Annotated in this window: 7 protein-coding genes; all 7 read left to right on the top strand. The window is 32.2% G+C overall.

Features of this window, described 5'->3' with window-relative positions:
* Nucleotides 1-363 (top strand): C40 family peptidase (locus tag J5G60_RS16965; protein WP_150358960.1); only part of this gene is annotated, 363 nt, incomplete at its 5' end.
* Nucleotides 364-381: 18 nt separating this feature from the next.
* The gene (locus J5G60_RS16960) at nt 382-801 is read left to right on the top strand and encodes a single-stranded DNA-binding protein (RefSeq protein WP_150358961.1); all 420 of its coding nucleotides are present in this window, start codon (nt 382-384) and stop codon (nt 799-801) included.
* A gap of 164 nt (nt 802-965) precedes the next feature.
* Nucleotides 966-1667 (top strand): hypothetical protein, encoded by a 702-nt coding sequence (locus J5G60_RS16955; RefSeq protein WP_150358962.1) that lies wholly within the window; start codon nt 966-968, stop codon nt 1665-1667.
* Nucleotides 1668-1783: 116 nt separating this feature from the next.
* Entirely contained in the window at nt 1784-2686 is a 903-nt protein-coding gene (locus J5G60_RS16950; RefSeq protein ID WP_207708027.1) for an alpha/beta hydrolase, read from the top strand.
* A 136-nt stretch (nt 2687-2822) separates the two neighbouring features.
* Nucleotides 2823-3272 carry a helix-turn-helix transcriptional regulator gene (locus J5G60_RS16945; protein ID WP_150358963.1) on the top strand — a complete coding sequence of 150 codons (450 nt, stop codon included), beginning with the start codon at nt 2823-2825 and terminating at the stop codon, nt 3270-3272.
* Nucleotides 3273-3515: 243 nt separating this feature from the next.
* Nucleotides 3516-3731 (top strand): hypothetical protein, encoded by a 216-nt coding sequence (locus J5G60_RS16940; RefSeq protein WP_150358964.1) that lies wholly within the window; start codon nt 3516-3518, stop codon nt 3729-3731.
* Nucleotides 3732-3808: 77 nt separating this feature from the next.
* Nucleotides 3809-4057 carry a hypothetical protein gene (locus tag J5G60_RS16935; RefSeq protein WP_150358965.1) on the top strand — a complete coding sequence of 83 codons (249 nt, stop codon included), beginning with the start codon at nt 3809-3811 and terminating at the stop codon, nt 4055-4057.
* The last annotated feature ends 34 nt before the right edge of the window (nt 4058-4091 follow it).

The following is a 4091-nucleotide window of genomic DNA, read 5'->3' as shown; positions in this document are numbered from 1 at the left end:
TCACTGTCAAGAGGAAGCTTTACTTCTACAAATGATGTGGTAAATTATGCACTGTCTTTTCTGGGCGTTCCTTATGTATGGGGAGGTACAAGCCCTGAAGGATTTGACTGCTCGGGATTCGTACAATATGTATATGCACATTTTGGTGTTAATATTCCGAGGGTTTCACAGGAACAGCAGAATTTCGGCATACCCGTACAAAGAGGTGAACTCCAACCTGGAGATTTAGTATTTTTTGGTACACCTGCATATCATGTTGGAATGTATATAGGAAACGGTAAATTCATAGAAGCGCCGCATACCGGAGATGTAGTAAAAATAGCAAATTTGGGAAACTACACATCTGCAATGAGGGTTAGATAAAAAATAGGGGTGATATAGATGAATAAAGTTGTTTTGATCGGGAGATTGACCAAGGATCCTGAGCTAAAATTTATACAAAATACTGGTACTGCTGTTGCAACGTTCAATCTGGCCGTAAATAGAAGATTTAAAAAAGAAGGTCAGCAGGAAGCAGATTTTATTCCAATTGTTGTATGGGGAAAACAGGGTGAATCTGTAGCAAACTATATGAACAAGGGAAAGCTTATAGGTGTCAGTGGCAGAATCCAGACAAGGAGTTATGAAGCCAAGGACGGCAGTAGGAGATTTGTAACTGAAGTTGTTTCAGAGGAAATTCAGTTTCTAGAATGGGGAGACAAAAATAAGGCAAAATCAAATACAGGTACAAGTAATGATTTGGCAGATGATTATGACTACTCGGGTATAACACCAGTCGACGATGGAGATATCCCATTTTGATTTTCAGAAAATCAATTGATTATCTGCAGAGGTGATGATATTATGTAAGTACATAATACATTTCAACTTTTTGGTTTTCCAGGATACCTACCACCTTTGGCATCCTGGAATTTTATTTTTTGTGAGTTTCAAATTCCATATCAAAGAAAGGTTCTGAAATAAAAATGAATAAAATTTTGAAAAGCAGGTTGCTTTTAATCATCCTGTTTATACTGGTCAAATCTTTGAATTTCATGCTTGTTGTTATAGATAAATATTGTTTTCCCATTATAGTTACAAGCCTTGTTTTATATAAAATCCCTATATCCTTTTATATATTTCTTGTAACTGCAGTCATGAAAATAGTAATTAAATCAGAAAACCCTGTCAACAATGTCCTGTGTATCAACAATTTCACCCATTCTATAAATATGAATACTGCTGTAAATATAAAAAATATGAAAAACCATAGTACTATGTATGTGCTGAACAAAATTGTAGATGGATTTATAGAAGGATTTGAAATAGCAGCTCTTGATACAAGAAAATTTAAAATTAAAGAGGGGATAGTTTATAAGTTCAGAACCCATGGTGCCGTATATATGCTATTTCAAAAAAAGATGATAAGATCACATGATGAAATTATTGATTGCGGCATGGATTCAATATCTGTGAGAAAGGTCATTGAAGATACCAGGCTAAAAGCATTTAAATCTACCAAGCTGAGTTTTAGTGATAAAATTACGTTTTTAGTTGAACGAATGCTGGTACAATACTCTTTTACAGAGATGTTGAAATTTTTTGAACGTATATACTTTGAGGATATACAGGTGCATGATTTTGAAGCGGTATTCACAGATAAAAAGGTGTATATAAGATCAGTATAAAGATTAAGGGTAATTGATTTTCCATGTGATATGTTATAATAATTGTTAGATTTAGTTTGCAGGTAAAATAGTAAATTTATCGAGAATTATACATATGAAGGATCAGGAGTTGAATTATGAGTATCATATATCGTATAGCAAAACAAATGATGAAACTTTCAGGGATGAAAAAAATGTTTGCTGGTTCAAAGGGAGAACTTATAAAAAGAGCGAAAAAAATAAATAGAAAACGCGGCTTTGTAATGCCGAATGATTCAAGATATCGATACAAAGATGAAATGATATGTGGGCATTACCATTGTCTAAAGATCGAAACACAACCTGCCAAATCAAAGAAAGCTCTTTTGTTTCTTTTTGGTGGCGGATATATCATAGAGCCAGATACCGGTGATTTGAAGGCCGCTTCTGATATAGGAAAACGGAGCGGAAGAGATGTGTGGTTTCCATATTATCCACTATGCATTGACAATTCTGTGAAGTATGCTTTTGAAATGGTATACGAAGTATACAAAGAGATGCTGTTAGAGTATGCACCGAATAATATTGCAATTTTAGGATTTTCCTCTGGCGGAGCATTGGCTATAGGTATATGTCTTCATAATAATGTGCAGCCAAAGCCGCTTCCTATGCCAGGATTGATTATTGCAAGTTCTCCGGGCAGTGTACCTTTGTCAGATGAAGAAAAGCAGAAAATGGCGATGTTGGATGAAAAAGATCTGTGTGTCCCTGCATCCTTTATGGAGACCATACGAGAGATTATGGAACATGGGGAAAATATTCCTGAATACATGATTTCCGGCGTTAGAGGCAACTTTTCTAATTTCCCACTTACTCATTTTTATTATGGTAGTGATGAGGTTTTGTATGCTGAAGCGGAGTATTTTGCAAATGCATATGATACCTATCAGGCAAAATGTGTAATACATGTTGGAGAAGGAATGTTTCATTGTTATCCTATGCTGCCATATTTCCCTGAAGGAAAGGCTGCATATAAAGAAATTATAAAAATATTGAAATAAGTATCTTACAAATTTCCAATTTATCAAGGTAACTACGTTAGGAAAAGGAGCAAAAATGTAAGATATAATTGGTGGCTTTATTTTTTCTTAGATGCAATAATTCTCCTTAGATAAATAAAATCAGGAGGTAAGTTTTATGAATTTAGGAAACAGTTTATTTCATGCAAGAAAGAAATGTGGGCTTTCTCAAGAGGATGTGGCAGAAAAATTAGGAGTAAGCAGGCAGACAGTCTCAAAATGGGAAACAAATGAAACACTTCCAGACATACGCCAGTCTAAAAAGATGGCGGTTTTATACAATATGTCATTGGATGAACTGATTGAATTTGATATTGATGTGAAAGAAATACAACAGATTATTGAAAAAACCAGTGAGCAAATAGAAGAAAAAATTGATTGGACAAGTGCATGGGGAAAGAAATATCCGATTCTGATTCAATATCAAAATGAAGTGAATATACCAAAGTATGCTACAAGGATAAACTCAATGGTAAATGAGTTAATTGAAGAATATCAATATAGTTATCTAGATGCCTTTTTAGTGTTAAAAGATATACTAGGAAAGGTGTGGGAAGGCAATAAATAAATTTCCAATTTATAGTGATGAAGTCAGAAATAACTTCATAGAAGAACTCAAAAAAACTAAAATAGTAAGAATAGATTATTTATAAGGCTTGTCCATAGTGGCAGACCTTATTTTTTATTTTATATTTTTTATACTTTAAAATACCACATATTAAATATATAAAGGAAATTGGTAAATGCCTTATATAAGGTAACAATTGGCTTCAGCTATAAAGCTAACAAATAAATGGAGTGTGAAATATGTATGGATGTAATTTGCAAAGTAGATTATTTAATCAAGGGTAGTAGAAAAAGTTATCTGGTGAAAAGAGGAGCAAAAGGTATTGCAAACATAATAAATGGAAGAATATATGTTAAGTTACTTAAGACCGAAAGTGATATGGGAATTAATAAAGGCTCATTTGTTCAAAGAGATTTTCTAGATATTAAAGATTTCAGAGCTAAATGGAAACTTGTTTAAAAAAATAGTATAGTTATATTGATTTACAATCAAACATTAAGAAAGTCAAATTAGTGAAGCAAGGAGGGTTTTATTAAATGGTAGGAGAGAAATTAGAAGAGTATGTATTAGCAGCAAATAAAGAATTTAGTAAGGATACTATAGAAATGTGTAAAACTCTATTTAATGAATTACCAGAAAAAATTAAAAATGATATTATTGTTGAAGGAGTAATAAACACTTTGAATTTTAATTTTCAAGACAACGAAAAAATAAAAAAATTTATAAATCAAGTTTTACTTAAAAATGAAAGGCCATTAATCAAGAAATTTATTAGATATGACTAATATCATATTATGTAAAAATTTTATTGAAAAAAAT

Origin of the sequence: Clostridium sp. HV4-5-A1G (assembly GCF_900184915.1) — a bacterium.
Classification (GTDB): domain Bacteria; phylum Bacillota; class Clostridia; order Clostridiales; family Clostridiaceae; genus Clostridium_B; species Clostridium_B aromativorans.
The sequence above is the reverse complement of the archived record's forward strand: the minus strand, read 5'-3'. Positions and strand labels throughout refer to the sequence as shown.

Bases quoted from the DNA above. Each gene is read 5' to 3' on its own strand.
- J5G60_RS16950 (WP_207708027.1), top strand. From the start codon at position 1,784: ATGAGTATCATATATCGTATAGCAAAACAAATGATGAAACTTTCAGGG.
- J5G60_RS16955 (WP_150358962.1), top strand. From the start codon at position 966: ATGAATAAAATTTTGAAAAGCAGGTTGCTTTTAATCATCCTGTTTATA.
- J5G60_RS16945 (WP_150358963.1), top strand. From the start codon at position 2,823: ATGAATTTAGGAAACAGTTTATTTCATGCAAGAAAGAAATGTGGGCTT.
- J5G60_RS16935 (WP_150358965.1), top strand. From the start codon at position 3,809: ATGGTAGGAGAGAAATTAGAAGAGTATGTATTAGCAGCAAATAAAGAA.
- J5G60_RS16960 (WP_150358961.1), top strand. From the start codon at position 382: ATGAATAAAGTTGTTTTGATCGGGAGATTGACCAAGGATCCTGAGCTA.
- J5G60_RS16940 (WP_150358964.1), top strand. From the start codon at position 3,516: ATGGATGTAATTTGCAAAGTAGATTATTTAATCAAGGGTAGTAGAAAA.